A 26,844-nucleotide genomic window follows, 5' to 3' on the forward strand; every position below is an offset into this window, starting at 1 on the left:
TCCACGGATGGCCGTCACGGCGGAGGTCGTCATCGTCGGTTCCAGGCTCTCAGGGCTTGCGGCAGCCCGCCGACTATCCGCAGCCGGCGTCGATCACCTGCTCATCGACCGGGCCGATCGGATCGGCGGCCGGGTCGCTACCGACGTCGTTGACGGCTTCCGGCTCGACCGTGGCTTCCAGGTGCTCAACACCGCCTATCCGCGGCTGGCTGATGTGGTCGACCTGGACCGTCTCGACCTGCGCTTCTTCACTCCGGTTGTGCTGGTCCGGCGGGCCGACGACACGGTACGGCTGGCGCATCCGTTGCGGATGCCGTTCGCCGCGCCGGCGACGCTGCGTGCTGGCGTCGGTACCCTGCCCGACCGACTCCGACTCGGTCGGCTGCTGACGAGGTACGCCCTGACCAGTCCCGACCGGCTGCTCAGCCGGGCGGAGACCAGCGCTGTGGACGAGTTGCGGCGAGCCGGGCTCTCCGCCCGGATCATCGACGAACTGCTGCGACCATTGCTGTCCGGAGTGCTCGCCGACCCCGACCTGGAAACGTCGAGTCACGTCGTCGCGATGATTCTGCGATCCTTCGCTCGGGGCCGGATCGGGTGGCCGGCCGCCGGAACGGCCAACCTGCCCCGTGCCGTCGCCGCTCCGTTGCCACCCGACCGGCTCCGTCTGGCGACCGACGTGACGGCGATCGAGCCTGGCCTGGTGCGCACCCGGCACACCGATCTGCGTTGCCGGTGGATCATCGTGGCGACCGATCCACCAGCGGCCGCCCGGCTGATCCCGTCGGTCGGGCCGGTACGGATGCGCCAGCTGACCACCTACTATCACGCCGCTGAGCGGCCGCCGGTGGCCGAGCCGATCCTGCTGCTCGACGGGCACCGCCGTGGGCCGGTCGCGAACACCGTCGTGGTCAGCCAGGCGGCACCGGACTACGCACCGCCCGGTCAGCACCTGATCGCCACCTCCGTCGTCGGCCGGGAGACGCCACCGGAGGAGGTCGTCCGGGCCGAACTGGAGCGGCTGTACCAGACCTCGACCACCGGTTGGTGTCACCTGCGGACGGTGCCGGTCGTCGACGCGTTGCCGGCGGCTGTGCCGCCGGTGGCACGCTGCGCGCGCCGGCTCAGGTCGGCAGCGGCATCTTCGTCGCTGGCGACCATCGCGACAGCCCGTCCATCCAGGGTGCACTTGCCAGCGGCTGGCTGGTCGCGGGCGCGGTGCTGCGTCGTCGTCGGTTCTAACCAGAGGTCGGCGCCGGCACCGGGCTGTCGCTACGGTGCCGGCGCCGACCTTCGGGCCCCTGCGGTCACATCCCGGTCAGCGGGGGTCAGACCCGGCTGGACGGCACCGCCCGCTCGGCGGTCGCACCTGCCGCCGGGACCCGCCGGGCGACGATGAAGCCGAAGACAGCGGCGGTGAAGAACATGACGAAGCCGTACGTGACCGAGGGCATCGCCATCTCCGTGTTGCCGAGCAGCGTCGGGGTCATCGCGATGGTGATCGACAGGCTGGCGTTGTGCAGGCCGATCTCGAAGGCGGAGGCGATCGACTCGCGTTCGCCGACCCGGAACAGCCGGGGGCCGAAGTAGCCGATCGTCATGCTGAGCAGGTTGAACAGCACGACGGCGAGGATGATCTCGCCAAGGACGTCGAACACCTCTTCGCCGAGACCGGCGATCACGCTGGCGATCATCATCAGCAGCACGAGGACGGACAGCACCTTGACCGCGCGCTCCAACCGGATCGCGAGGCTGGTGAACCGCCGCCGGACCGCCATGCCGATGGAGATCGGGATCAGCACGAGGGCGAACACCTGAATCACCTTGTCGAACTGGAGCCCGATCGAGCTGTCCGACCCCATGAACCCGGCCACGGACAGGTTGACGATCACCGGCAGGGTGAACAGCGCCAGCACCGAGTTGACCGCGGTGAGCGAGATGTTCAGCGCCAGGTCACCTTTGAAGAGGTGACTGTACAAGCTCGCCGTACTGCCGCCCGGTGAGGCGGCGAGCAGCATCATGCCGACCGCCAGTTCGGGGCGTAGTCCGAGCACGAAGACCAGACCGAGGCAGAGCGCCGGCAGCACCAGCATCTGGCTGACCAGGCAGACCACCATGGCCCGCGGGTATCGCAGGACTCGGCGGAAGTCCTCCATTGTCAGGGTGAGTCCGAGTCCGAGCATGATGATCGCCACGGCGATGGGAAATAGGAGAACTACCGTATCGTTGCTCATGGCAAGCCTGCCTCCCGATTTGCATGAAGTGCATGGATCTTTACATTGCCGATCGGTCGGCTGCTTCTTCCCGGTTGCTTGATCCACCGGGCCGCCATCCTGACCGGTGCGGTTCTACCCGTCCGCCGAGCCGGGTAGATCGCGGGGAGTCACCAACTGTCGGCGAAGTATCCGCTGGCCGGGTCGATCATGGCGATGCCTTGAACCGTTGGCGATCACGGAACGTGCCCAAAGTATGGGGTCAATGGCCTACCGGGTCCGCCCGGCCAGCAGCATGCGACATGGCAACGGCAAGACCGCGCAGATACCGGTCGCCCGGAACCCGGTACCCCGTCGGGTGGTGAGCGAGGAGACGGTGGTACGCGGTGGCGGCCGGTACTTTCTCAGCCACGGCACCATCGACATGGGCGGGCTCGCCGACGCGTTGGCGGTCAGCCGGGCGACGCTCTACCGGGTCACCGGCAGCCGGGACCGGCTGCTCGGTGAGGTTCTGTGGTGGCTCGGCAGTCGTCAACTGGCCGAAGCGCGTGGCGCACGTCGCCGCAGCGGGGTGGACGGCGTGATCGAGGTGACCATGCGCTACGCCGCCACGGTGCGTCGGTCCGCGCCGTTCCGGCAGTTCCTCGCTGACGAACCCGAGACGGCGGCCCGGGTGCTGTTCGCCGAGCCGGGCCGGGTGCACCGGCGGTTCATCCGTGCCCAGGCGGACATCTTCGTCGACGTGCTCGGCCCTGATCTGGCCGACCACGCCGCACCGGAGGCGCTGGCGTACCTCTACATCCGGATCGTCGAGTCCGCCATCTACGCAGAGTTGCTCGCCGGCCGGCAGCCGGACCTCGACCTGACCGAACAGGCGCTGCGGGCCCTGTTTAGCGGGGCGCGGTGAGCCCGGTCGGCGGAAACGTCGGCCGGGCTCACCGCATGATCAGGACGCGCGGGCGCAGGAGTCCTGATATTCGGAGATCTCTTTACCAGGTCGGGGCGGCGGGCAGAGAAATTGCTCGTAGCGGGTGTCGTCGTCGACGAAGCGCTTCAGCCAGGCCACGCTGAACGACGAGATGGTGGTGTTCGGAATGTTCGGTGCGAAATGGCTGGCGTTGTTGAGCTCCAGATATGCCTTGTCCAGATCGGATGGAAGGCTGTCGAAGAATGGTTCGGAATGAAATCGTACCGAGGCGATCGTGTCTCGCTCGGCGCCGATCACCATCGTCGGGACCTGCACCTGCGACCAGTTCTTGCTGAAATTCCACGGGGTGAGCGGAATCGCTGCCCGCAATGTCGGGCGCGTCTCGGCCGCCTCGAGCGCGCCGCCACCGCCCATCGAGTGACCCATCACCGCGAGCCGGTCCGGGTCCACCCGGTCCCGGACCGGGCTGCGCTCCACCAGGAAGTCCAGCGCGGCGAGAAGTTGCCGGCCGCGGCTCGCCGGCTGGTCGGAGCGGGTAACGGTGTCGATATTGAATACAACGAATCCCTGTGATGCCAGCCGGGGCCCCAACCAGGCCATGCTCGACCGGGACGCGGTGAAGCCGGGGGCGACCGCCACCCCACCGAAGGTGCCTTCGCCGCCGCTGGTCGGGAAATAGATCGTGCCGCCGCCGAATCCGCTGGCATCGCGCGACGACACCGTCACCTGGGACGTCGCGAACGGGCCCCGGGCGGCGGCGACGCTGGACGCGCTCGGTGCCGGACCCCGCTCGAACGGGTTCTCGGCGGCGCTCGCGTCCGGGATCAACGTGAGCCCGGCGACCGCCAGCAGTGCGGCCGTCGCCGCGGCGAGCACCCCCCGAACCCGACGCCGACCGCGGTCCGGCCGCGCGGACCGGTGCACGGAGCGCCGGGTGGGCGGATGTGCGGAATGCCGGCTGAGTGGATGTGCGGAATGCCGGGCTGCCGGCGCCGGGTCTTCGGATTCAGGAAACGATGAATGCATCTGTCCTCCCACTCGCGTACGGGAGTCACCGCGCGATCACCGGGGCGCCGTCCGGGCTCGCGTCGCCGGACCGATGGGTGGTCGCAACGACCGTCGGTGACGATGGATACCCGCGGGCGTCCCCGCCGGGCAATCCGGACGCTAGCCCGATTGCCACGCCGCTGACCAGGTAGGACAGGGATCCTGAGACCGCCGTCGCAGCCCCGTCCGGCCCTGGACACCGGCCGGCGAGTCGGTACGCCGGCACTGCCGGCGTACCGACGCAACCGCGTCGACGCAGCAGTTCGGCCGCTTCGTGGAGGGACTCGGCGACGGGTTCCGCCAGTTGCCCGGCCACCCGGTCCAGGGTCTCGACGAGCCGGTCGCGCTGCCGCCGGAACTCGGCAAGCTGAGCGCCCTGCCCCGCGATGTCGATGGCGTCGGACGCGGCGTCGTCGATCGCGTCGACTGCGGCGCCGAACCGGCCCAACCGCAACTCCTGTTCGGCGAGCCGCAGACGCAGGACCGCCTGCCGCCCGGTGTCGCCTCCTTGCCGGATCAGTTCCGCGATGGCGCCGACGGTGAGCTCGGCGGTGAGCTCGGAGATCCGTGACTGCGCGTCGGCCGTGAGCCGGGTCAGCTCCGTCGCGAACACCTGATCGGCGGTCGCCTGGTGGATGCGCGGCGGCCGGTCCGCACCGGCGACCGTGGGATACCGGCCGTCCGGGCGGAGCTGACATTCGACCGACGCGTCACCGAGCCGCAGAACGAGTCGCACCGTCGGCTGCCATCTGTCGGGCCGCGAGCACTGCGGCTATCCGCGTGCTGACGTCGCTCAACGCCGTACTCCTTCCACTGGGTGGACTCGTGATGCCGCTACCTGACGGACCGCGTGACCGTTGGCGGGCGTAGCGGTGGCCGCACGCCGGATGGCCCCGGTTCGTGGTCCGTCAGACAGCGGTATGCGGCACCGTGACCGGTCACCCACGCCCGGCCTGTGGGACATGCTGCGGGCGATGGCCGTCCGACGGCGGGCCGAGGCGTTGGACGCGGCCGGGCGACCGGCTGAGGCCTACGCCGCCTTCCGGTCCGCGGCACAGGTATGGGAGCAGGTCGCCCCGATCCTCGCCGGCTCACTGTGGAGCCAGGTCGCCCGGCAGGCGGCGGCGCTGGAGGACCGGTCGGCGCAGCTCGACGCGAGCCTGCGCGCACTCACGCTGCTGCCGCCCTGGCCGCGGTGGTCGACACCGCTGGCCCGCGTTGACGGGATGCAGGCTCAGTGGCTGTGCTCGGATGCCCTGAACTGGCTGGACCGGTTTGCCGACGCCGAAGCGGCGGTCCGGGGGCGGTCGCAGCGGCGGAGTCGTTCAGGGCTGCGGAACATGCGAGTTTCGCCTACGGCGTGCTCGCTCAGGCTCTGCTGCGCCAGGGGCGACCGGTCGAGACGCTGGGCGCGGTGGGCCGGGCGGTGGCCTGCAGCCGAGAGACGGACGTGCCCGCCTTTACCGCCAGTGCGTTGACCGATCGCGCCGTCGCGCTCGGCGGGCTCGCCCAGTACCCGGCCGCGTTACGGGATCTGGCCGAGGCGGACAAACTCGTCGCCCGGATCGAGGACCTCCGGCTGGCCGACCAGGTCCGTCTCGGCATGCTGATCACCTCGGCCTTGGTCCACCGGGCGGTCGGTGAGCCTGCGGTGACAGCGGTTCTGGCCGAGCAGGCGATGGAGCTATGCGAGCGCCACGGGCGACGCGAACAGTATCTTCAGGCCAAGATGGCCTGGGCCTTGGCGCTGGTCGAGATCGGCGAGGATGAGCGGGCCGTGGCGGCGGGCCGGCAGGTCTACCAGGAGTTGCTCAACCGCGGTACCCCGCATCTAGCCGCGCTGGCCGCCATCAGTCTGGCCGCCCTGGACGGTCGAGCGGGCCGGCTGGCCCGGCCCGGGCCGGGGCCCGGCGGTCGGTGCGGTTGGTCGACCCGGGGGATCTCGACGCCCGGGGAACCGCCCGGTTCAACCTCGCCCGGCTGACCATGATCGCGGGCGACCTGGCGGACGCGGAGACTCTTCTGCTCGACGCAGTCGCCGATCTGGAAGCCGTGCGGCGTGACGTCGTGGACGACCGGCAGCATGTCGACCTGCTGGAGAGCCAGGCACAGGCGTACCGTGCGCTGCAGACGTGCCGGCTCGCCGCCGGCGACGTCGCCGGCGCTCTCGAAGCGGTCGAGCGGGCGCGTGGGCGCAGTCTGCTGCGCCGACTGCGGTCCCGCGGGCCAGTCAGCGGCGGTCCGGCGAGTCTCGAGCTTCCGGCTCCGGAGAACCTGCCGGCCCTGGCGGATCCGCTGGACGGGGTCCGGATGCCGGCGGCGCTGACGGCTGCCGCCATGGTCGAGCTCGCCGACACCTGCGGCACCGGCCCGCCGGATCCTGGCGGTCGGTAACCCGAGCCCGCCGGACACGCCGATCGCGCCGGGGTTACCGGTGCCACGGCTGTCGTCGCTGGCCGGATGCGAGGTCGTCCACTTCGCTACCCACGGGGTGTACGGTGCCGACACCGGCGTCACGCCCGGCGCGCTCTGCCTGAGCCCGAGCGGCGACGACGACGGGTACCTGCGCGCCGACGACATCACCGGGCTGGATCTGACCAGTTGCCAGGTGGTGCTGCTCAGCGCGTGCCGGACCGGCTGGGGGCGCAGCAGCTACGAAGGCAGCCTCGGGTCGGCCCGGGCCTTCCTGTACGCCGGTGCGCGGGCGGTAGTGGTGTCACTGTGGCCGGTCGACGCCGCCGCTACCGCCGACCTGATGGTCGCGTTGCACGGGATTCTCCGTTCCGGGGTGCCGGTGGGGGAGGCGCTGCGGCGGGCGATGCGGTGGTCGCGCGACGACGGATCACCATTGCGCCACTGGGCGTCGTTCGCGGTGGTCGGTGCAGGCTGGGCCGCGCCGGTCACTGCGGTCGACCGGCGTGGGCGAGGGCGGACGGGGTCAGCCGACCGACGATAGCCGGGGCCTCCCGGATGAGGGTGTCGTCGTCCACTGCCTCCACCATGAATCGGGCGTAGTCGACTCGTCGGGTCAGGTTGCTGGCCAGCACCGGATCACCCACGTGTCGGCTCCACACCGGCAGGCCCTGGCTGTCGCCTTCTTCAAGGTCGCTGCCGCGCACGACGGTCCAGTCGGTGCTGCTGGCGAAGACCCGTCGGCAGGCCTGCACCTGGTCGTTGACGTCCACCACCCGCAGCAGCTTCGCCAGCAAGCCGAAGACCGCCGTGTAAAGCTTGAACCCTCGGGGGTAGACGTCCCGACCGTCGCGGGTGATGTGCCAACCGCAGGAGAAGATCAGCCGGGCACCTGACTCGGCGTAATCGAGCACCGCCTGTGCGGTCCCCGAGGCGTAGTTCTGCACACCCCACGGCACCAGCACCGTGAGCACGGCGTCGCAACCGCGCACCGCTTGGGCGATGACCGTACGGGAGTTGGTTGGACCGGGGACCACGGTAATCCGCCCGTCGAACTCGGCCAGCTTGGGCACGCTCTTTTCCCGGCACACGGCGACGACCTCGTATCCGCGCTCCAGCGCATGCTGCACCATGTACCGCCCGAGTTTCCCGGACGCCCCCACGATGCAGATCCGCCGGCCGGCACCTGGCTGGCCGACTCCGTCGGTGCCGACTGGTCCCATGGTCCCGCTCCCGTCTATCGATTCCCCGAATCCGCGTTCGGCTTACGCTGTAAGGTACAGCCTTGCGGTGTAAGGTTGTCAAGTAGTCCGAGAGGTGACAGCAGGAGGATCATGTGGTCACGGAGCCAGCCGATTTGCCCCCGAACCGGCGTGCCGCGCTCACCAAGGAGTTGGTGTTGCGCGAAGCGGTCGCGCTGGCCGACGAGGCCGGTTCGGGGGTGCCGAGCATGCGCCGGCTCGCGCAGCGGCTCGGCGTCGAGGCGATGTCGCTCTACCACCACTTCCGCAACAAGGACCTGATCCTCGACGGAATGGTCGATTTCATTTTCGATGAGATCGATCTACCGGCGGACGGAGCCGACTGGCGTGCCGCGATGCGGGACCGGGCGGCGTCGATGCGGGCGGCGCTGATCCGACACCCGTGGGCGATCGGTCTGATGGACTCCCGGACCAACCCCGGCCCGGCTACCCTGCGCCACCACGACGCGGTGCTGGGCTGCCTGCGTTCAGGTGGATTCTCCGTCGCCGGCGCGGCGCACGCGCTCTCCATGCTGGACAGCTACGTCTACGGGTTCACCCTGCAGGAACTCAGCCTGCCGTTCACCTCGTCCGCCGAGGTCACGGAGGTGGCGGGCGCGATCCTGGAGCAACTGCCCCGCGACGAGTTGCCGCATCTCGCCGAGATGATCGTCCACCGGGCGCTGGCACCCGGCTACTCTTATGCGGCCGAGTTCGATGTCGGACTCGACCTGATCCTCGACGGTCTGCAGCGGAGACGGGAAAGCTGGCGGTGACCCGCAGGCGGATCACCTCGGCACCCCATCACTTCTTGACCAGGCCCGTGTCGAGCATCGTAGTGGCGGCGGCGAGAATCGCCTCGTCGGTCTGGCGCGGCTGGAACCCCAGCACGCGGCGGGCCTTGTCGTTGGAAGCTTCCTGGCGTAGCCGAGGTCCGCGACGATGGGCCGGAACTCCTTGCTGAACAGGGCCGCCACCCGCACGACGGGATTGGGGTTGGTTCGGGTGGACACCCGCCTGGCCGCGTCGCCGAGGTTGGCCTTCAGTAGGGCACCGACCTGCTGCACCGCGATCGCCGGGCCGCCGGAGAGCAGAAACCGCTGGCCGGCGGCAGCGGGCGTGGCCATGGCCGGCACGTGGGCGGCTGCGACGTCGCGCACGTCGACGAACGGATGTACAGGTTCGGGTAACCCGGCATGCGTCCGTCCAGCTGCGCTGCACGATGTGGTTGACGCCGTGCCCATCACCGGGCCGACCACGGCGACCGGACACAGGGTCACCAGTTCCATGCCGGATTCCTCGGCGGCCGCGAAATCCCACGCGTCACGCTCGGCGAGGGTCTTGCTTTTGGCGTACGCATCGACGCCGGCCCGTCCAGCAGGATCCGGTCATTCTCGGTGAACGCCTGGTCGCGGTGCGGGTGACCCCAGTCGATCGCGTGGAACGCGGAGGTCAGCGCGACTCGCCGGACGCCGGCGTCCCGGGCGGCGCGCAGCACTCGCAGAGTGCCCTCCCTCGCCGGGAGGATCACCGCGTTCTCGTTCCCGGAGGTGCCGGTCTGCACCGAAGGCCGCTCCTTGGATTGGGAGGCAGCCGCCACCGCCCTCGTCGCGTCGTTCCGCGGGGCGGTCGGCACCAACAGCGACGCCCCGCGCTTCATTGAGAGTGGCACGGACGGCATGGTTCTGGTCGTCTATCGCCCTCAACCCGGCAGCGCCGACGCAGACAAGCTAGCCCTGCTCAACTCTCGGTGGCCGTCACACCGGTGCCAGATCCAGCCGCCCCGACGAGTCACCGATAGCCCCGAGAACAAGGATCGGCGGCCCGAGCGCCTCCGTGCCTCTCTCCGGTTCCCGGCGGTCGTCCTGTTCGTCGCCGTGGTGCTGTCGCCGGGCGCGCAGCTCCCCGTGGACGCGGATGACACCACGACGACATCCGGCAACCCCTGAGAATTGGATCTGGTTCGCGGACGCTGCACGTGGTGGGGCGGGCGGGGCTCGAACCCGCGACCGAGGGATTATGAGTCCCCTGCTCTGACCGGCTGAGCTACCGCCCCGGCGAAGGAATCTTATCCGGTCGGTGTGCGCGGTGACGGGCCAGTGGCACCAAGGCGAATTTTCCTACTTCACCGTGAAATGCGATGGTCAAGCGCTGGGTAGCTGACTGGCGCCCATGGGTGATAATCGTTGCATCGGCCGTCGGGTCGGACCCGGCCTTCCACGTCCCAGGCCATCAGCTCCGCCGCCCGGGAACCGACCGCCGCGAACGACGTCTAGGGACGCTGACTACGGAACGTACCTGGCCACGTCCGTACGGTCTCGGCGACTATGCCCATGGCCCGGCAGTCATGAACCGCCGGATCGAAGGCCGGCAGGTGCTCGCGGATCGTCGGCCACCAGTCCGCCGGCACCTGCCGTACCCACCGCGCCGGGTCCCGGTTCTGCGGCGTCTGGCTCGGCACCACCAGCGTTCCGTCGGGCGTCAGGACGTCGTGCAGCGCCTGCACCACGGCAATCGGCCCACCGCACAGGTATCCCATCGCCCGCAACGAGTTGTGCACCAGGACGATACCGCCGGCCGGCAGACCCAACGCGACAAGCTCCGCACGTAGAGCGTGCCAGGTGGCCGGCGAATTGGGCGGCGGGGAGTCCGGCCAGTCCGCCGTCCGCACCGATGTCAGGTCGGTTCTTCTGGTGAATCTGCCACCCACCGTCCGCGAAATCTTGGGCCACACATCCGCGTCACGAACTCGTCGCGTTCGGCCCGGTCCGCTGCGGCGGGCGGTGTGAGACGAATTCGGGGGACCGAGCGGTCCTGCGGGAACGGGACCGCTCGGCTACTGCAACGAAGTCACCCGCAGGCCGACGAACGCGGCCGGCACCGGCTCAGCTCTTCAGGAACGTGAGCAGATCCTGGTTGACCTGGTCCTGGTGGGTCGCGGTGATGCCGTGCGGGGCGCCCGGGTAGTAGACCTCCTGAGCGCCGGACACCAGTTGGGCGGTCTTCATCGAAGCGTTCTTGATCGGCACGATCTGGTCGTCGTCGCCCTGCATCACCAGTGTGGGGACGTCGAAGGCGGCGAGGTCGTCGCGGAAGTCGGTCTCCGAGAACGCAGCCACACTCTGGTACGCGTTCCACAGCCCGGCCTGCATGCTCCACGACCAGAACTGGTGCAGGATCCCGTCGGAAACCTCGGCACCTGGCCGGTTCACACCGTAGAACTTGATCGCCAGGTCCTGGTAGAACTGCGCCCGGTCGTGGGCCAGGCCGGCCCGCATCTCGTCGAACACGGCCAGTGGCAGCCCGTCCGGGTTGTCCGGTGTCTGCGCCATGATCGGCGGTACGGCAGAGATGAGCACCACCTTCGCCACTCGACCGGTGCCGTACCGGCCGATGTACCGGGCGACCTCACCGCCACCGGTGGAGTGCCCGATCAGCGTCGCGTCGGTCAGGCCGAGCGCCTCGATCACCGCAGCGAGGTCGTCGGCGTAGCCGTTCATGTCGTTGCCCTCGGGCGACTGGCTGGACCGACCGTGCCCACGCCGGTCGTGCGCGATGACCCGGAAACCCTGCTGGGCGAGGAAGAGCAGCTGGCCGTCCCATGCGTCGGCGTTCAGCGGCCAGCCGTGCGAGAACACGACGGCGGGGCCCGAACCCCAGTCCTTGTAGTAGAGCTGGGTGCCGTCCTGCGTGGTGAGGTACCCCATGGCGTCACTCCTGACTCTCGGTGCGCTCCTGCTCCTGCCGCCTGGTCGGCCGGCTGCGCTGCCGGGCCGGGTCGGGTCGGGCTGAGCATCCGTCAAGGTGCAGAGTCTCCGCGGACGCGGGAAGATAACCGGTGTGAACCGGCGGGAACGGGGAACCGTCCGCCCGTCGCAGGCGACGACCGGGTGGTCAGCGGGTGACCGGAACCGGAGTCCGCCTCCGCGGCTTCACAGCCGGCGCACAGCCGCCGTACACGCTCCGGCGAGCTGGCTGGCCGAACCTGCAGCCATGACTTTGACACTGTCTGCTCCGGCCCGACCGGACTGGGTAGCGACCGGCGCCGGGCCTGGCCGGCCCTGGGCGTACTGCTGCTGGCCACCGCCGTGCTCTACCTGGCCGGGCTGGACGCCTCCGGCTGGGCCAACGCCTACTATTCGGCGGCGCTCAGGCCGGTTCGCAGAGCTGGACGGCGTTCTTTTTCGGATCCTCCGACGCCGCAAAAGCGATCACCGTCGACAAGCCGCCGGCGTCGCTGTGGCTGATGGCCCTGTCGGTACGCATGTTCGGGCTCAGCTCGTGGTTGGTCGCCGCCGCCTACGCCACCGTCCGGGCGGTGGAGACGGCCGCCACCCGGTGGCTGCTGCTGGCCGGCACCGCGATCGGGTTCGCCTTCCTCACCAAGATGCTGCAGGCGCTGCTCGTCGTCCCGGCCTTCGCCCTGGTGTACCTGATCGCGGCGCCGACCCCGGTGCGTCGGCGGATCTGGCAGCTGCTGGTCGGCGGCGTCGCCATCGTCGGGTCGGCCGGCTGATGGATCGCCATCGTCGAACTCGTCCCAGCCCAGTACCGCCCGTACATCGGCGGCTCACAGTCGGACAACGTCCTCGAGCTGACCCTTGGCTACAACGGCATCGGCCGGCTCACCGGCGAGCAGGTCGGATCCGTCGGCGGCGGGCCGGGCGGCGGCTGGGGCCAGACCGGTCTGGCCCGGCTGTTCGACGCCGACAACGGCGGCCAGATCGCCTGGCTGCTGCCGGCGGCGCTGATGCTGCTGATCGCCGGGCTCGCCCTGCGCGGACGGGCCGCCCGCACCGACCGGGTGCGCGCGGATTCCTTCTTTGTGGCGGATGGCTGCTCACCACCGGCCTGGTGTTCAGCCTGATGGTCGGCATCTACCACGCGTACTACACGGTGGCGCTCGCCCCGGCGGTCGGTGCGCTGGTCGGCATGGGCGCGGTGACGTTGTGGCACCGTCGGCGTCACCTCCCGGCACGGGTCCTGCTCGCCGTGACGGTGGCGGCCACCGCCGCCTGGTCGTGGACATTGCTCAGCCGCAGCGCCGACTGGCAGTCCTGGCTGCGGGTCGCGGTAGCCGTGGTCGGCGCGGGCGCGGCGGTCGCGTTACTGCTGGCCAACCGGCTCACCGGGCAGCTGATCCGGTTCGCCGGAGTCGGAGTGGCGAGCACCCTGGCGTACGTCGTGATCTTCGCGGCGCTGCGGTCCGGCCTGAGCGCACAGTCCGCGAACCTGCTGGCCCTGCTGGTCACCGCGGTCGGCAACACGGCCGCGAACCGCAGGTTCACCTTCGGTGTCAGCGGGCGTGGCCGGATCGCGCGGCACCACCTGCAAGGGCTGGCGGTGTTCGTCGTCGGCCTGGCGCTGACCAGCGGGTCGCTGGCCGCGCTCGACAGCGTCGCCCCCGCCGCCGGCCGGGCCGTCGAACTGACGGTGCTGGTGCTGGCGAACCTCGCCGCCACCGTGCTGCGCTTTCTCCTGCTGCGCGACTGGGTGTTCCGGCGCTGCCGGGCCCGGTAGTTCGACGCGACAGCGCCGGCAGACGCCGGCGCCGCCCGCCGAATCGCGTCCCTGCCGCCGTCGGCTCCGGCGCTGGTACCGCCGACGCTGTGACCAGCCGTGCCGACTGCCCTTGCCCGGTCATCGGCGGCCGTACCGTCCGGTTGGCGGCAGCGGCCGGGAACAACGTCCGCAAGGCGTGCGCCCGGTCGCCGACGTAACCGCTGCCGCGAGTGTGCCCCCGAGCTGCCTGCCCCGTAACGTCATCGGACACCCGAAAGTCACCCCCCCCGTGCATGCCGACGGCGGATCGCTCGGGCCCTGCACCTGAGGGCGCACATCGGACGGACAACGAGGCAAGCTATCAACTGGCCCGGGCGGTGGCGCAACCGCGCATGGTGATCACTGCAGTACGGGCCGCTGCTCCGGGCTCAGCGGACCAGAGCGTCGGGCTGGATGTCTGCCGGTGTGCCCTTCCGCTCGTACGCGGTCAGGCTGCCGATGGTGGTGGTGGCGATGTTGTGCAGCGCCTCCTCGGTGAAGAACGCCTGATGGCCGGTGATCAGCACGTTGGGGAAGGTGACCAGCCGGGAGAACAGGTCGTCACGCAGCATCTGGTCGGACAGGTCCTCGAAGAACAGATCGGCCTCCTCCTCGTACACGTCAAGGCCCAGATGGCCGATCTTGCCGCTCTTCAGGCCACGGATCACGGCGGCGGTGTCGACCAGCGCGCCCCGGCTGGTGTTGATCAGCATCACGCCGTCGCGCATCTGCGCGATCCGTTCCTCGTCGATCAGGTGATGGGTGTCGGGGGTGAGTGGACAGTGCAGGGTGACGATGTCCGACTCGGCGAGCAGCGTCGGCAGCGCGACGTAACTGGCGCCAGCGGCGACGGCCTCGTCCGACGGGTACGGGTCGGCGGCGAGTACCCGGCAGCCGAACCCGGCCATGATTCGAATGAACCGGACGCCGATCTTGCCGGTGCCGACGACGCCGACGGTCCGGCCGTGCAGGTCGAAGCCGAGCAGCCCGTTGAGGGCGAAGTTGTGCTCCCGGACCCGGTTGTAGGCCCGGTGGATCTTGCGGTTGAGTGCCAGGATCAGCCCGGCACAGTGCTCCGCGACCGCGTACGGCGAATAGCCCGGCACCCGGGTGACGGTCAGCCCGAGCCGGCGCGCGGTGGCCAGATCGACATGGTTGAACCCGGCCGAGCGCAGCGCGACCAGCCGGACCCCGCCGCCGGCCAGCGTCTCCAGCACCGGGGCGCTGAGGTCGTCGTTGACGAACGCGCAGACCGCGTCGCAGCCATCGGCCAACGGTGCGGTCTCCGCCGACAACCTCGGCTCCAGGAACACCAGGTCGTGACCGGTCTCGGCGTTCGCGGCGGCTAGGAACCGCTTGTCGTACGGCTTGGTACTGAACACCGCCACCCGCATGGGACCTCCTCCGGCGCGACCGTAGCTCCGCTGGACCAGGGTACGGTGAGGCGGGTCGGCGAGAGGAGAACGGCTGATGACCGTATCGGTCACCAACTGGGCGCGTAACGTCACCTTTGCCGCGCGTCACATCCACCGCCCGACCACCGTCGACGAACTGCGACAGGTCGTGGGCAGATCGACCCGGCTGCGGGCGCTCGGCACCGGGCACTCGTTCAACCGGGTCGCCGACACTGACGGAGATCTCGTCTCGCTCGCCGGCCTGCCTGCCGAGGTGACGGTCGACTCCGAGACGTCGACGGTCACCGCCGGCGGCGGCGTCCGCTACGGCGAGCTTGCCGAGTACCTGCACGCCCACGGCTACGCGCTGCACAACCTGGCCTCGCTGCCGCACATCTCGGTCGCCGGTGCCTGCGCGACCGCCACCCACGGCTCCGGGCGGGGCAACGGCAACCTCGCGACCGCCGTACGTGCGGTGGAGCTGGTGACCGCCAACGGAGACCTGGTCCGGCTGGACCAGTCCCATCCCGATTTCGCTGGCGCGGTGGTCGGTCTCGGCGGGCTGGGCGTGGTCACCAGCGTCACCCTGGCGATCGAGCCGACCTTCGACGTGGCCCAGTACGTTTACCACGGGCTGTCCCGCGACGGGCTCACCGCCGGATGGGAGCAGCTCCAGGCCAGCGGCTACAGCGTCAGCATGTTCACCGACTGGACCGGGACCGGTATCGACCAGGTGTGGGTGAAACGGCGCACCGACCACGACCATCCGCCGGTCGACGCCGACAGGTTGGGGCTCGCCGCCGCCGACGGCCCCCGCCACCCGGTGCCCGGGATGCCGGTGGAGAACTGCACCAGCCAGCTGGGGGTGGCCGGTCCGTGGCACACCAGGTTGCCGCACTTCCGGCTCGACTTCACCCCGAGCAGCGGTGCCGAACTACAGTCGGAATACCTGGTAGCGGTCGGCGACGTGGTCGACGCCCTCGACGCGGTGGCCCGGATCCGCGACCGGGTCGCGCCCGTGCTGCAGGTCTGCGAGGTCCGTACCGTCGCCGCCGACGAACTGTGGCTGAGCATGAACCACGCGCGGGACAGCGTCGCGATCCACTTCACCTGGGTCGCGGATGCGACGGCGGTGACGCCGGTGATCGCCGCGGTCGAGCAGACGCTGGCGCCGTACGCCCCCCGACCGCACTGGGGCAAGCTGTTCGGCATCGGCCGGGACGAACTCGCCGGCAGGTATTCGCGGTGGGACGACTTCGCCGACCTGCTGGTCCGCTACGACCCGGCCGGGGTGTTCCACAACGACTTCCTGGACCGGTACTTTCCCCGCTGACCCCCTGACGGTCGCCGGCTCAGGCCCGGCGGTCGATGCGGGCCTTGACCCCACCGTCCTCGGCGAGCATGTGCAGCAGCGCCGAGCCGTCGATCAGCTCCAACGGCTTGCCGGAAGCGAAGTCGAAGGCCGCCGAAGTGTACGCGGCGGTGGTCACCAGGATGCCGTTCGAGGCGTTCTCCGCCTGGACGACGCCGAACAGGTCGCGGACCGCCGACACGTCCACGGTGCCGCCGCCGCGCCGAGCCAGCACGACGACCGTGCCGCCGAACAACGGGCGGGGATCGTGCGCCATACACTCCACCGTGCCGTCGGCTGTCGTGCGCACCTGGCGCATCTGCAGCCCGAGCTTGGTGAACAGGTCGGCGATCAGCTGCTCGAACTGGTCGGCCGGCATGGTCAGCAGGTCCGGTCGCTGGTCCAGGTCGGCGAGGACGTCGATCTCGTCGGCGAACCGCTTGTCGACCTGGTCGAACTCGACCACGGCGGCCACCGGTGCCAGATCCACCGGATGGGCGGAGATCCGTGCGCCGAGCCGGCGCAGGCAGGCAGCCGGGTCGACGTTGGCCAGGTTGATCGCCACGAACTCGTCCCGGGTGGTACGCAGACTGACCAGGCAGGGCCGGGCCGGTCGGCCGGTGGCCGGATCGATCCGTTCGACGATGCCGTTGAGACAGACGGTCTCCAGCAGCCTGGTGCGGTCCGCCTCGTACAACTCGTGCACCGTACGCAGGGTGATCTGGGTGATGAGGTCGGCGTACCGATCGGCGATTTCGGTCGCCGACCGGCCGACCGCCGTCACCTCGTCGTCGGCCGGCTGGTAACGGTATTCCCGGATCCGGGGGACGACCTCCACCGCCGGCAGGTGGTACTCGACCACCAACTGACGGGACTCGGGCAGGTAGGCCAGCCGGTAACGCTGCGGAAAGTCGTCCGGGTAGACGGAATTTCCGAGCACCAGCCCGAAGTACTCGACGACGGCCTTCGGGTCGGCGGCGGCGAAGACGGCGGAGAACCGGTCGATCGCCGCGTTGTGCGCGGTGATCTTGGCGGCCAGCTTCTCGCACTGCTGACGGTACTTCTCCTCGGCTGCGGCCAGCCGGCGGCGCCGCTGCGCCTCCGCCGCCTCGTGTTTCGCGGTGGCCTGCTCGAACACCTGTCGCGCCTCGGCGACCTGCTGCTGGTGGCGGACCTCGCCGCCGAACATCCGGCCCAGACCGGCCGGCTCCGGCGGGGCGAAATCGGACCACTGCGGTGCGGCCAGCGGTACGGCGAGGTCACCGGGGTCGAACGGTGGTGGGGTGCTGCTGCGCTTGAGCCGTTCGAGGTCGATGTGATCGTCGACGGCCAGGGTGTCGGCGAGCAGCTCCTCCAGCTCGGCCACCCGCGACCGCAGGTTCGCGTTGGCCGCCGCGACCTTCGCCGCACGGGCCTCGGTGTAGAGACGCTTGCGTTGGCGTTCGTCCTCGGCGGCGGCCTGCTCGGCGGCCTGCCGGGCGTTCTCCGCCTCCCAGACCATCTGCTGATGCTGACGGTACGCGAAGGCCTGGGCCCGGTGCTGGGCGTGCACCTGCTGGGCGTGTGCCCGCTGCGCCTCCTGCATGCTGCTCATCTGTCAGCCCCGATCGTCGCCGGTCCACTCCCGCCCCATCCGTCCGCGCCACCCGGCCCGGACGGATCACCGGTCGCACGTCTGCACGTTGGACGTGCGTCAATCTTGTCCGACCGTCACGGTAGCGTCCAGTGTCCAGCTTCCGGCGGCGACGTTCGCGGCCGGCCTTGGGACGGCACCCTCTGCTGGGCGGTGCGGTACGACGAGTTTGCCTATCCTGGTGCGTACCCCCGCAGAGCGGGCCGGGGGCGGGGGAGGACAGACGGATGGTGATGGACGGCCGGGTGTCGCACGGCGGCGATCCGTACCTCTGGTTGGAGGAGGTGCTCGGTGACGCTGCCCTGGACTGGGTCCGCGACCGCAACGCGGAGACCACCGCCGGCTGGACCGCCGAGCCGGGGTTCACCCAGCTGCGGGACCAGATCAAGCAGGTGCTCGACTCCGCCGACAAGATCCCCGACCCGACCTGGCGCGGTGACCACCTCTACAACTTCTGGCAGGACGCCGGACATCCCCGGGGAATGTGGCGGCGGGCCACCCTCGACGAGTTCCGTCGGCCGCAGCCGAGCTGGGAGATCCTGCTCGACCTCGACGAACTCGCCCGGGTCGAAGGGGAGAGCTGGGTCTGGAAGGGTGCCCACGTGCTGCGGCCCGGGTACGACCGGTGCCTGGTGGTGCTGTCCCAGGGCGGATCGGACGCCGCGGTGGTCCGCGAGTTCGACCTGACCACCCGCGACTTCGTACCCGATGGTTTCATCGTCGCGGAGGCGAAGAGCACCGTCTGCTGGATCGACCGCGACCACATCTACGTGGGCACCGACTTCGGGCCCGGCACCGTCACCAACTCCGGCTATCCGCGGACCATCCGGCGCTGGCAGCGCGGCACCGCACTGGCCGACGCCCCGCTGGCGTTCGCCGGCGAGGTCGACGACGTCACCGTCTCCGTGGTGCACGACCCGACCGCCGGCTACGAGCGCGATCTGGCGGTACGGCGTACCGAGTTCTTTCGTAACCGGACCTACCTGCTGCGGCCCGACGGCGGTTGGGGCCTGGTCGACGTGCCCTCGGACGCCGAGATCGACCTGCACCGGCAGTGGCTGCTGATCGAGCTGCGCAGCGACTGGCTGGCCGGTGACGTCACCTACCCGGCCGGCGCGGTGCTGGTCACCCCGGTCGACGAGTTTCTGGCCGGCAAACGGGAGCTGACCACGATCTTCGAGCCGACCGAGCGCTCCGCCTACAGCTACCACGCCTGGACCCGCAACCATCTGCTGCTGGTCACCCTGACCGACGTCCGTAGCGAGATCACCGTACTGACCCCCGGCGACGACGGCTGGCGGCGGCGCACGCTGCCCGAAGCCGGCGGATTCGACCACACCGACGTGGCCGACACCGAGCCGGACCGGGGTGACGAGTTCCTGCTGCACACCGCCGGGTTCATCCGGCCACCGACGCTGCTGCACGGCACCGTCGACGGCCCGACGCGGCCGGTCAAGACCGGTCCGGCCTTCTTCGACGCCGAACAGATGACCGTCCGGCAGTTCTTCGCCGTCTCCGCCGACGGCACCGAGGTGCCGTACTTCCTGGTCACACCGGGCGAGACCAGCCCGCCCGGACCGGCGGCCGGGCTCACCCTGATGACCGGGTACGGGGGTTTCGAGATCGCCTGGACCCCGACCTACAGCGGCGTCGTCGGTGCCGGCTGGCTGGCCCGGGGCGGCAGCTTCGTGGTCGCCAACATCCGGGGCGGCGGTGAGTACGGACCGCGCTGGCACACCGCCGCGCTGCGGGAGAACCGGCTCCGCGCGTACGAGGACTTCGCCGCCGTCGCCACCGACCTGGTCGCCCGTGGACTGTCCAGCCCGGACCGGCTCGGCGCCTACGGCGGCAGCAACGGCGGGCTGCTGATGGGCGTGATGTTGACCCGCTGCCCGGAGCTGTTCGGCGCGGTCGTCGGGCAGGTGCCGCTGCTGGACATGCACCGGTATCACAAGCTGCTGGCTGGAGCCTCCTGGATGGCCGAGTACGGTGACCCCGACGATCCGGCGGACTGGGCGTTTCTGCGGGAGTACTCGCCGTACCAGAACATCCGACGGGGTACGGCGTACCCGCCGTCGCTCTTTCTCACCTCGACCCGCGACGACCGGGTCCATCCCGGTCATGCCCGCAAGATGGTCGCCCGGCTGCGCGAGTACGGCCACGACGTCACCTACCACGAGAACGTCGAGGGTGGGCATTCCGCAGCCGCGGACAACGCGCAGCAGGCGTTCAAATGGGCACTGCTGCTGGAGTTCGTTCGGCGGACCCTGACCGGTGAGCGCCGGGCGGACGGTGACCGGGCGGCGTCAGACCCGGTCGGGGGACTGCTCGGTAACAGGTAGGAAGACGGTGACCACCGCCATGCAGGACGCCCAGAAGATGAGCAGCACGGTCAACTGACCGCTGGTGATCCGGCCGGGACACAGCAGGTGCGCGGTGGTTTCGACCACTATGCCGGTGCCGATGATCGCGGCGAGGGCCGGCCACGGTTTCGTCCAGCCCCAGAGCAGGACCGCGCTCAGCGCGACGGCGAGCAGTCCGATCCCGATCGCCGGGAAGTGCGCTTCGGGAACGCCGTGCACGGTGACCTCGGCGCGGGGGTCACCAGCCGCGTGGCGCAGACGAAGACGGCACGCCGGACGGGGACGTGACGACGGGTCGCACTCCCGGCACGCCGCCGGCCACTGCGAAGATGGTGTGCAGATTCTTGATGCTCAATTTGCGCAGTGACGACTCGTGGACGTCCTTGAATGCCGAGTCGCACCAGGCTCGTCGGTCCTTCGGACACAGGTCGTCGTCGCTGCGCAGTTTCCGCCTGGCGATCGGTTGGCCAATCTCCAGCAACTCCCTTTTCAGGTCCTCGGCCAGCGTCCAGATTTCGTGCAGCGCGGTCGTCCCGGGGCTTGACATGTCGACTTCCCTGGCCATGTACTTCGCCGGGTACTGTTCGAACAGCATGCGGTTGAATCGTTGATCGTTGCATTGCCCGTCGGCTATCGCTCGGCGGAGTTTGTCGGGGAGACCTGGCAGCCCATGCTGCGGGGCGCGGGCCCGTCGGGTGGCGGCCAGCAGGTCCGGGTTCTCCAGCGCGCCGCCCGCTCCCTGGAAGTCCCGAGGTAGTTCGGCGCCGGCCAGGTCGCGGATGTGGTCGGCCAGCTCGAGCAGCCGGTAGAGCTTGTGCTTGACCTCCCGTAGACGTTCGGCGGCCTCGCTGCCCGCTGCGCGGTCGTCGCGGTAATCGGAGTTGCGATTCTTCTCCTCGAGCGCGCGGACCCAGGAGATCAGCATGGTGGTGGCGCTGTTGGCCGCTTCGATGTCCTGGAACTCCTCCTCGTCGTTTCCCGTTCCCTGGTGGTAGATGTCGTCGAGCTGTGCCTGGATGTTCAGCGCCTCGTACTCGCCGAGAACCTGATACGGCCCGGACAGTGCCGGTCGGCCGATGGAGTATTCCGCCGGCTTCGTGAGAATCTCGGCGATCTTCTGGGCGTCGACGGAGTGCCGATAGTCACGATAGTGACCCGGCAGCGGTGGTGGCGGGTCGCCGTCACGTTTGACGACTCGGTCGCTGATCATTGCCCGGCGGCAAGTTCGGCATTCACAGGCCGGCGGTCGCCAGCTGCCCAGTGGCCGGCGACGTGCTCTGGTGAGCGTGATCTGCTGGGTGATCAGGTGCTGCCGGATCTGGGCGGCGAGGCCGATGTCGTTGGTGCTGCGCACGTGCCCGAGCTCGCCCTCCTCGGTCTCGGTGCGTTGTTTCAAGGCGATCGCCCGCAGCAGCACCCGGAGCCAGTGCAGGGCACCCTTGCTGTCCGGCTGAGTCGGGGAGCTACGAGCGGACGGCGACGGATCGGGATCCAGGTAGACCAACCGTCGGTCGGTGGGGGAGACGGCCGCGGTCCGGCAGATCGCCAGCAGCGCCCGCTGGATCGGGATGTTGTCGAAGATCCCTCCGTCGACCACGTAGTACGGTTCGGACCCGATGTGCAGGCTGGTCCCCCTCGGCCGCAGTCCGGAGAAGACCATCGACATCTCCGGCACCGAGGTCCGGTCCGTGCGGGCGCCGTACTCCAACTTGTTGTGGTGACCGGCGACGGCGTGGATCGACGCGGGCTCGAACGCCCCGGGGGAACGACGAGGTGGCGCGGGCGGGCGAGGGCGTCTGTCCAGCCGGTACTTGACCGGGTGTGGTGGATCGTCGCACGGATGGTCGGTGGCGTCCGGCCGGTCGGCTGGTCCGGGAAAGTCGGTGGTCCCGGTGTCGAGCGGAGCGTCGCGGCGGGTGAAGTGGAACTGGGCCTGCCCTTCGGCCAGGCCGCGTTCCTGGTTCTGCTCCTGGGCCAGCAGGGTGGCGGACAGGTCGACGGTCATGTCGTCGGCGGCGAGTGCGGCGTGACCCCGGTCACGCAGCCGGTAGAACGCCCGGCAGATGCGGTGGTAGAGATACTTGTCGCCGGCCAGCAGCGACGGCACCCGACCGACCGGGCGGGGCTGCGCATCATCTGCCACAGGTCGGCGTCGTCGAGCCAGAGGTTGCGGACCGCGTCGACGGTCGAGCCGACGCACTGAGCCACGCCGTAGACGACGGCGTTGAGACCGCCGGCACTGGCACCGGCGAGTACGTCGATCTTGACCTCGTCGTAGCGGGCGAGCCGGAGCATGTTGGCGTAGATCTCGGCCCGCTGCTGCTGGGCGGGGCGTTCCGGGGACTTTCCCCGCCGCAGGGTCGCGGTGCCCTCCGGGCCGGGTGTGGTCGGGCGCAGCACGTCCAGCTCCGCGACCGCCCCACCGATCCAGACGGCCAGGCTGACACCGCCGCGCATGGCCAGGGCGATCCGCAGCTCACGGCGTTGGGTAGGGGGTTCTCCTCTGGTGTGGGTGTGGGACGTCGGTCCTCCGGCATGGTCACCTCCGCGCGGCAGCACCGGTAGGCATCCGCACGGTCGCACGGGCCGCCGGTGCGCCGGGGGGCCTATCCCAGGCGACCTCATCCTGTGACAGGTGGCGTCCGGCATCCCATCACCCGGTAATAGGGCCGGACCGGTATCCCCAGAAGCATTGAAGTATCGTCGTTCGTCGATAGTGTTCGCATCGGGTACCCAGCAGCGCCTGTCCGACAGGCCGAACAACCTGTGCTATCGCCGCGCCGCCCATCGGGTCGGCGCGTACCCCCTGACGATGAGGACACCGCACGATGAAGGCACTCCCGCTCCTGTCCCGGATGCTGCTGGCCACTGGGTTCGCCGCCGCCAGCCTCGCGATGCCGGCCACCGCGGCACAGGCCGCGCCGCCGTCCAGCAATGCGGACGAGATCGGCACCCTGGTGGTGAACGGCCGTCCGGCCACCGAGAACTACCCGTTCATGGTCTACACCTCCGGCTGCACCGGTTCGCTGATCAAGTCGAACTGGGTGGTCACCGCCCGGCACTGCCCGACCCCGACCTCGGTACGGGTGGGCAGCGTCAACCGGACCAGCGGCGGCACGGTGGTCCGGGTGATCCGCGCGGTCAACCACCCGAGGATCGACGTCAAGCTGATGCAGTTGGTCAGCTCGGTGAGCTACGCCCCGGCCCCGATCCCGACCACCTCGGGTGCGGTCGGCACCGCCACCCGAATCATCGGCTGGGGCCAGACCTGCGCTCCCCGGGGGTGCGGCTCGGCCCCGACCGTCGCCCACGAGTTGGACACTTCGATCGTGGCGGACAGCCGGTGTCTCGGCATCAACGCCAGGTATGAGATCTGTACCAACAACACCAACGGAAACGCCGGTGCCTGCTACGGAGACTCAGGTGGTCCGCAGGTCCGAAAGGTCTCCGGGCGGTGGTACCTGATCGGTGCCACCAGCCGAGCCGGTAACAACAACTCTACCTGCGCCACCGGCCCGTCGATCTACGGCGACCTGCCGTCGATCCGCTCCTGGATCAACACTCAGGTGGGCGGCCTGCCTGCCTGACCCGCACCAGCCTGATCCCCTACCCCTTCCGTGCGCCGCACCGGTCCGCCGGTGCGGCGCACCCCTGCGATCGTCCTGCGGGTGGATTATCTCACTGCGGTATCGGCTCGACCCGGCGCGATTCCACTGAGTTCCCGGGCGGTCGCTTGCGGTACGTGAACCGCCTTGCCGGTCGAACGAGGTGAATACGGCCGGTGCCCGTCATGCGGCTCTGAGCTGCCGAAACAAGATTTCTGAGCCGATGTTGAACCCGGCCCATTGACCGAAAGTATGATGTCGGCGGGTTGAGGGACGCCCGCCAATTTTCCACTAACCGTGAGACTCCCCGGATACGGGATCGGGCTGCTTGACAGCCCGGAGAACCCACTTTTAGCGTGGCTTCTCGTAAACGTGGTGCGAACTCGTTCCGGCAATGGAAGTGGGCGTTTGAAGGCACCCGTTTGACCAGCTAGCAGAACACGGCTGCCCCACCGGACGACGCCTGTCAACCGCGCCGCCCTCGACGAGAAGGAGTAGGTAACCCCCCATGTACAGGTCGGCACAACGGCGCAGTTCGACCCCGCGTGGCCGAAACCAGCGCACTGTCAGTGGCCGCAACAAACGCATCATCGCTGTCCTGGGCACGGTCACGGTGTTCGCGGGCATCGTCGCGGTCACCCAGGTCTCCTCCGCCAACGACCAGCTGCGTACCGCCACGGAGTGTGTCGCGCCGAGCCCTGGTTCCACGGCTGAAGGCGGCGTGACCACCACCGTGACCAGGGAGAACGGTCGCGAGGTGCGGCACCACTGGGGTGACGGACAGACCACGCTCGAGGAGTGCGAAAGCGGCACGGCCCTCGTCGCGGCTCCGACCATCGAGTGCCCGTCCGTAGCGGACAAACTGCCGGAGGTCCCCGCTGCGGCGCGTACCGAGGTGGAGCGCAACCTCGGCCTGCTGGAGAAGCAGATCGAAGAGGCCAACAACCGGCTCGCCAACAGTGTTGGTCAGGGCGGGCCGAACTTCATCAACAACGCCATCCTCGGCCCGCTGGCCAGTAAGCGGGTCGCCACCCTGGACCGGATCGCGATCGCCATCGGCCGGGTCGCGCCGCGTCCACGTGGGCTCGACGAGCTGGCCACCTGCGAGCTCGTCAACCGCCCCGGCAACAACGACGGCGGCGGGAACGACGGCGGGGACAACGGCAACGACGGCGGTGGCAACGACGGCGGAAACGGGCTGGAGATCCTGGCCAACAGCTGTGACGACAGCAACCTGGACGACCATGACGGCTTCCAGGTCGGCAACCGCTGCGTCGACACCCAGTTCGGTGAGGTCGGCGCGGCCGCCAACAACCCGTCGCTGCTGATCACCGAGTTCCCGGACGAGGTCGGCGTGGAGGAGCCGTTCACCATCCGGGTCAGCACCCGTAACCTGGTCCGGGACCGCTTCCTGCCGGCGGCTCAGGGCGGCTACTACGTCGAGAGCTCGTTGCTCAACGAGCAGGGCCTGACCCGCGGTCACTTCCACACCGCGTGTCGGATGCTGGAGTCGACCGAGGTCGCGCCCGACCCGGCTCCGGCGCCGGAGTTCTTCGTGGCAACCGAGGACGGCGGTGGCGGTCGCGAGCCGGACCAGGTCACCATCCAGGTCTCGGGCATGCCGCAGTCCGGTACCGCACAGTGCTCGGTCTGGGCCGGTGACGGTTCGCACCGGCTGCCGATGTCGGAGCGGGCCAACCAGACCCCGGCCTTCGACTCGGTCCGGATCACCGTGAACTGACCAGTGCTCTAGCGCAACGATCTCTACAGCGGCTGGCGGGCCCGGACTCGAACGAGTCCGGGCCCGCAGCCGTTCCGGTCGTACGACGGTTCTGGGCTGATCGACAGAATCGGCCGGTCAGGAGAGGATCGCCAGGTGGAAGCCGCGGTCGGCCAGTACTCCGGCGCTGGTGAAGGTCTGGATGAACACCCCGTTGGGGATGCCGGCCCGACCCACGACGGTGATCTCACCCGGCGCCGACGCGCCGACGCTGCCGGACAGGCCAATGCTGCCGACGTAGGCCGACCCGGTCAGGTTGTGGCTGAAGACCACCTGGTACGTGCCGGTGGCGAGACGGGTCGCGGAGACCGCGCCGAAGCCGCGGGCCAGGGTGCCGTTCGCGTTGACGACCGCGAAGAAGCTCTGGGCGGTCGGCGGCATTCCGGACGTGGTTGCGGGGACCAGCGCAATGCTGGCCTGCTCCCGTTCAATCTTGGACACCGGCGGCTGTTCGGTGATGCCGGCGTCGCGTTCCGCATTGAATGACTCGGACATGGTGGGACTCCTCGCAGATTGGCATTGCGCGGCGTGGACGCGAAATGCCGAAAAGGGATGGAACTGGAGCCGTCCGCCGGGCCCGAGCAGAACGGCATGTGACTTGAAGCTTATGTTTGACAGCGGAGAGTAACTAGTGCCTGGTCGTGTCCAATCGAGGACAGGGCGCGACTCCGGTCAGCCGGACTGCCCGGGGCCTGCGGCGAGCCGCCGGTCGAGCAGGGTGGCGAGCGGGATGGACTCGCCGTCGCGACCGCCGGCACCGATCACCAGCCGTGGCTCCGTGGGGGATACGCGTGCGCCGGCCAACCTCGACCGCAGGCTGGCTGGAACGGTCAACAGGTAGAGGTTGCCGTCCGTACCGACGGCCAGGGTGCGGTCCGACTTCAGATACCAGCCGTGCAGCCCGGTCCGGTACCGGCCCCGGCCGTGGTGTGGCCGGGCGGACAAATGCTGCGCGGCGATTCCGTGACGCCGGGCGGTCGCGACGAAATCCGCGAGCAGGTCCGCGGCCTGCTGGGCCTCGCTGGCCCGACGACGCTGCTGGTCGGCCGCGTGGGCTGCGATTGCCCGCTGGCGCTGCCGCGCCCAGTCCTGCTGGTCCCGTTGCCCCACCCGACCAGCCTACTGTCGACGCCTCCGTCCGGTGCGCTCGTACCGCCGCCGCGCACCGCCGGACGGGCCGATGGTGTGAATTCATTTGTTTGGTAGCCAAACTATTGACACCCCGTCCTGGAGTGTGTGAACGTCTGAACATCGGCCGGTCGCGGGAGTCGGCAAGCCGGAAGGTGGGGGCCTGGGCCACCCCCGGCAAACCCGACGCAGGATTCGTCTGCCTGTG

Annotated in this window: 26 protein-coding genes, 1 tRNA gene and 2 pseudogenes; 13 read left to right on the forward strand and 16 right to left on the reverse strand. The window is 69.6% G+C overall.

Features of this window, described 5'->3' with window-relative positions; all coding sequences use genetic code 11:
• Positions 1 to 7: 7 nt before the first annotated feature.
• Positions 8 to 1,242, forward strand: a pseudogene (locus ACFHWT_RS00675) (FAD-dependent oxidoreductase).
• Between the two features lie 86 nt (positions 1,243 to 1,328).
• On the opposite strand, the gene ACFHWT_RS00680 reads toward ACFHWT_RS00675, so the two are convergent.
• Entirely contained in the window at positions 1,329 to 2,234 is a 906-nt protein-coding gene (locus tag ACFHWT_RS00680; RefSeq protein ID WP_416592644.1) for a bile acid:sodium symporter family protein, read from the reverse strand.
• Positions 2,235 to 2,478: 244 nt separating this feature from the next.
• Between ACFHWT_RS00680 and ACFHWT_RS00685 the strand changes: the two genes are divergently transcribed.
• Positions 2,479 to 3,120, forward strand: coding sequence for a QsdR family transcriptional regulator (locus ACFHWT_RS00685; protein ID WP_416592645.1), 642 nt, complete (start codon positions 2,479 to 2,481; stop codon positions 3,118 to 3,120).
• Between the two features lie 39 nt (positions 3,121 to 3,159).
• Here ACFHWT_RS00685 and ACFHWT_RS00690 read toward each other — a convergent pair whose 3' ends face one another.
• Together ACFHWT_RS00690 and ACFHWT_RS00695 are read right to left on the reverse strand one after the other, a co-directional pair.
• Positions 3,160 to 4,017 carry an alpha/beta hydrolase family protein gene (locus ACFHWT_RS00690; RefSeq protein WP_416592646.1) on the reverse strand — a complete coding sequence of 286 codons (858 nt, stop codon included), beginning with the start codon at positions 4,015 to 4,017 and terminating at the stop codon, positions 3,160 to 3,162.
• 175 nt (positions 4,018 to 4,192) lie between these two features.
• A complete protein-coding gene (locus tag ACFHWT_RS00695; protein ID WP_416592647.1) occupies positions 4,193 to 4,924 on the reverse strand; it encodes a hypothetical protein in 732 nt (243 codons plus the stop codon).
• A gap of 624 nt (positions 4,925 to 5,548) precedes the next feature.
• On the opposite strand from ACFHWT_RS00695, the gene ACFHWT_RS00700 reads away from it, so the two are divergent.
• Genes ACFHWT_RS00700 through ACFHWT_RS00710 form a run of 3 tightly spaced genes read left to right on the forward strand, consistent with a single transcriptional unit; the run spans position 5,549 to position 7,144 of the window.
• Positions 5,549 to 6,172, forward strand: a complete 624-nt coding sequence (locus ACFHWT_RS00700; RefSeq protein WP_416592648.1) for a hypothetical protein — start codon at positions 5,549 to 5,551, stop codon at positions 6,170 to 6,172.
• A 2-nt stretch (positions 6,173 to 6,174) separates the two neighbouring features.
• Positions 6,175 to 6,582, forward strand: coding sequence for a hypothetical protein (locus tag ACFHWT_RS00705; RefSeq protein WP_416592649.1), 408 nt, complete (start codon positions 6,175 to 6,177; stop codon positions 6,580 to 6,582).
• 40 nt (positions 6,583 to 6,622) lie between these two features.
• Positions 6,623 to 7,144, forward strand: a complete 522-nt coding sequence (locus ACFHWT_RS00710) for a CHAT domain-containing protein (protein WP_416592650.1) — start codon at positions 6,623 to 6,625, stop codon at positions 7,142 to 7,144.
• On the opposite strand, the gene ACFHWT_RS00715 is transcribed toward ACFHWT_RS00710, so the two are convergent.
• Positions 7,089 to 7,823: an NAD(P)-dependent oxidoreductase gene (locus ACFHWT_RS00715; protein ID WP_416592651.1), complete on the reverse strand. Its 735-nt coding sequence runs from the start codon at positions 7,821 to 7,823 to the stop codon at positions 7,089 to 7,091. The two genes, ACFHWT_RS00710 and ACFHWT_RS00715, sit on opposite strands and share 56 nt — an antisense overlap.
• Positions 7,824 to 7,936: 113 nt before the next feature.
• Between ACFHWT_RS00715 and ACFHWT_RS00720 the strand changes: the two genes are divergently transcribed.
• Positions 7,937 to 8,617, forward strand: coding sequence for a TetR/AcrR family transcriptional regulator C-terminal domain-containing protein (locus tag ACFHWT_RS00720; RefSeq protein WP_416592652.1), 681 nt, complete (start codon positions 7,937 to 7,939; stop codon positions 8,615 to 8,617).
• 12 nt (positions 8,618 to 8,629) lie between these two features.
• On the opposite strand, the gene ACFHWT_RS00725 is transcribed toward ACFHWT_RS00720, so the two are convergent.
• Both ACFHWT_RS00725 and ACFHWT_RS00730 read right to left on the reverse strand, forming a co-directional pair.
• Complete coding sequence (locus ACFHWT_RS00725) at positions 8,630 to 9,130, reverse strand: hypothetical protein (protein WP_416592653.1); 501 nt, start codon at positions 9,128 to 9,130, stop codon at positions 8,630 to 8,632.
• Positions 9,118 to 9,405, reverse strand: coding sequence for a hypothetical protein (locus tag ACFHWT_RS00730; RefSeq protein ID WP_416592654.1), 288 nt, complete (start codon positions 9,403 to 9,405; stop codon positions 9,118 to 9,120). Before ACFHWT_RS00730 ends, ACFHWT_RS00725 begins: the two co-directional genes overlap by 13 nt.
• On the opposite strand from ACFHWT_RS00730, the gene ACFHWT_RS00735 reads away from it, so the two are divergent.
• Positions 9,392 to 9,790 (forward strand): hypothetical protein, encoded by a 399-nt coding sequence (locus tag ACFHWT_RS00735; protein ID WP_416592655.1) that lies wholly within the window; start codon positions 9,392 to 9,394, stop codon positions 9,788 to 9,790. The two genes, ACFHWT_RS00730 and ACFHWT_RS00735, sit on opposite strands and share 14 nt — an antisense overlap.
• A 30-nt stretch (positions 9,791 to 9,820) precedes the next feature.
• Here ACFHWT_RS00735 and ACFHWT_RS00740 read toward each other — a convergent pair.
• From ACFHWT_RS00740 to ACFHWT_RS00750, 3 genes are all read right to left on the reverse strand, one after another.
• Positions 9,821 to 9,897 (reverse strand) — tRNA-Ile (locus ACFHWT_RS00740).
• Positions 9,898 to 10,113: 216 nt separating this feature from the next.
• Positions 10,114 to 10,512, reverse strand: a complete 399-nt coding sequence (locus ACFHWT_RS00745) for an AAC(3) family N-acetyltransferase (RefSeq protein ID WP_416592656.1) — start codon at positions 10,510 to 10,512, stop codon at positions 10,114 to 10,116.
• Between the two features lie 214 nt (positions 10,513 to 10,726).
• Positions 10,727 to 11,548 (reverse strand): alpha/beta fold hydrolase, encoded by an 822-nt coding sequence (locus tag ACFHWT_RS00750; RefSeq protein WP_416592657.1) that lies wholly within the window; start codon positions 11,546 to 11,548, stop codon positions 10,727 to 10,729.
• Positions 11,549 to 12,087: 539 nt separating this feature from the next.
• Between ACFHWT_RS00750 and ACFHWT_RS00755 the strand changes: the two genes are divergently transcribed.
• Together ACFHWT_RS00755 and ACFHWT_RS00760 are read left to right on the forward strand one after the other, a co-directional pair.
• Entirely contained in the window at positions 12,088 to 12,357 is a 270-nt protein-coding gene (locus ACFHWT_RS00755; RefSeq protein WP_416592658.1) for a glycosyltransferase family 39 protein, read from the forward strand.
• Between the two features lie 608 nt (positions 12,358 to 12,965).
• Positions 12,966 to 13,361 (forward strand): annotated as a pseudogene (locus ACFHWT_RS00760) (GtrA family protein); the annotation flags it as partial.
• A 410-nt stretch (positions 13,362 to 13,771) separates the two neighbouring features.
• On the opposite strand, the gene ACFHWT_RS00765 reads toward ACFHWT_RS00760, so the two are convergent.
• On the reverse strand, positions 13,772 to 14,776 hold the full coding sequence (locus ACFHWT_RS00765) for a 2-hydroxyacid dehydrogenase (protein ID WP_416592659.1): 1,005 nt from the start codon (positions 14,774 to 14,776) through the stop codon (positions 13,772 to 13,774).
• Between the two features lie 76 nt (positions 14,777 to 14,852).
• On the opposite strand from ACFHWT_RS00765, the gene ACFHWT_RS00770 reads away from it, so the two are divergent.
• Positions 14,853 to 16,109, forward strand: a complete 1,257-nt coding sequence (locus ACFHWT_RS00770; protein WP_416592660.1) for an FAD-binding protein — start codon at positions 14,853 to 14,855, stop codon at positions 16,107 to 16,109.
• Between the two features lie 19 nt (positions 16,110 to 16,128).
• On the opposite strand, the gene ACFHWT_RS00775 is transcribed toward ACFHWT_RS00770, so the two are convergent.
• Positions 16,129 to 17,721, reverse strand: a complete 1,593-nt coding sequence (locus ACFHWT_RS00775) for a restriction endonuclease (protein ID WP_416592661.1) — start codon at positions 17,719 to 17,721, stop codon at positions 16,129 to 16,131.
• A 266-nt stretch (positions 17,722 to 17,987) separates the two neighbouring features.
• Here ACFHWT_RS00775 and ACFHWT_RS00780 point away from each other — a divergent pair, with 266 nt between their 5' ends.
• Positions 17,988 to 20,102: a prolyl oligopeptidase family serine peptidase gene (locus ACFHWT_RS00780; protein WP_416592662.1), complete on the forward strand. Its 2,115-nt coding sequence runs from the start codon at positions 17,988 to 17,990 to the stop codon at positions 20,100 to 20,102.
• Here ACFHWT_RS00780 and ACFHWT_RS00785 read toward each other — a convergent pair.
• Genes ACFHWT_RS00785 through ACFHWT_RS00795 form a run of 3 tightly spaced genes read right to left on the reverse strand, consistent with a single transcriptional unit; the run spans position 20,067 to position 22,580 of the window.
• Positions 20,067 to 20,342, reverse strand: coding sequence for a hypothetical protein (locus tag ACFHWT_RS00785; protein WP_416592663.1), 276 nt, complete (start codon positions 20,340 to 20,342; stop codon positions 20,067 to 20,069). The genes ACFHWT_RS00780 and ACFHWT_RS00785 overlap by 36 nt on opposite strands.
• Positions 20,343 to 20,361: 19 nt before the next feature.
• The gene (locus ACFHWT_RS00790) at positions 20,362 to 22,230 is read right to left on the reverse strand and encodes a hypothetical protein (protein WP_416592664.1); all 1,869 of its coding nucleotides are present in this window, start codon (positions 22,228 to 22,230) and stop codon (positions 20,362 to 20,364) included.
• Entirely contained in the window at positions 22,125 to 22,580 is a 456-nt protein-coding gene (locus tag ACFHWT_RS00795) for a hypothetical protein (RefSeq protein WP_416592665.1), read from the reverse strand. Before ACFHWT_RS00795 ends, ACFHWT_RS00790 begins: the two co-directional genes overlap by 106 nt.
• A gap of 437 nt (positions 22,581 to 23,017) precedes the next feature.
• Here ACFHWT_RS00795 and ACFHWT_RS00800 point away from each other — a divergent pair, with 437 nt between their 5' ends.
• Together ACFHWT_RS00800 and ACFHWT_RS00805 are read left to right on the forward strand one after the other, a co-directional pair.
• A complete protein-coding gene (locus ACFHWT_RS00800; protein ID WP_416592881.1) occupies positions 23,018 to 23,710 on the forward strand; it encodes a S1 family peptidase in 693 nt (230 codons plus the stop codon).
• Between the two features lie 526 nt (positions 23,711 to 24,236).
• The gene (locus ACFHWT_RS00805) at positions 24,237 to 25,469 is read left to right on the forward strand and encodes a hypothetical protein (RefSeq protein WP_416592666.1); all 1,233 of its coding nucleotides are present in this window, start codon (positions 24,237 to 24,239) and stop codon (positions 25,467 to 25,469) included.
• A gap of 117 nt (positions 25,470 to 25,586) precedes the next feature.
• Here the strand turns inward: ACFHWT_RS00805 and ACFHWT_RS00810 are convergent, their stop codons facing one another.
• Entirely contained in the window at positions 25,587 to 26,003 is a 417-nt protein-coding gene (locus ACFHWT_RS00810) for a hypothetical protein (RefSeq protein WP_416592667.1), read from the reverse strand.
• 177 nt (positions 26,004 to 26,180) lie between these two features.
• Positions 26,181 to 26,618, reverse strand: a complete 438-nt coding sequence (locus ACFHWT_RS00815) for a hypothetical protein (protein ID WP_416592668.1) — start codon at positions 26,616 to 26,618, stop codon at positions 26,181 to 26,183.
• Positions 26,619 to 26,844: the final 226 nt, after the last annotated feature.

The organism is Micromonospora sp. LOL_021, assembly GCF_048060215.1.
Classification (GTDB): Bacteria; Actinomycetota; Actinomycetes; order Mycobacteriales; family Micromonosporaceae; genus Micromonospora_E.